This is a genomic window from Pseudomonas sp. 51_B (assembly GCF_017491595.1).
Classification (GTDB): Bacteria; Pseudomonadota; Gammaproteobacteria; order Pseudomonadales; family Pseudomonadaceae; genus Aquipseudomonas; species Aquipseudomonas promysalinigenes.
In genome coordinates, this window is sequence record NZ_JAFGYW010000455.1 from 1 (window position 1) to 434 (window position 434).

Here is a 434-nt window from a genome sequence, read left to right on the forward strand (position 1 = left end):
TGCTCGACGAGTTTGCGATTGGCGGGCTGAAGACCAACATCAATTTCCTGCGCCGGATCATCGCGCATCCGGCGTTTGCGGCGGCAGAGCTGGATACCGGGTTCATTCCGCGCTATCAGGAGCAATTGCTGCCAGCGCCGGGCGCGTTGAGCGATGAGTTCTGGCAGGCGGCGGCGCAGGCGTTTACGCAGAGTTTGCCGAAGCGTGCGCGGGCGGATGATCCCGCCTCCCCCTGGTCTTGCAGCAGTGGTTTGCGCGCAGGCTTGCCGGCGGAAATCACCTTGCATTTGAGCTGCGAGGGACAGGATCGCGCGTTGACCTTGAGAACCGCGGCCCATGCAAAACTGCAGGGCGAGGCGCTGACCATCGAGCATGAGGGCGTGCGCCGCACATTGCGGGCGATTCGTCAGGGCGGCGCGTTGTATCTGGAATGG

Annotated in this window: 1 pseudogene; it reads left to right on the plus strand. The window is 63.6% G+C overall.

From position 1 onward, the window contains the following. Positions 1-434, plus strand: a pseudogene (locus J5M56_RS25700) (3-methylcrotonyl-CoA carboxylase); the annotation flags it as partial.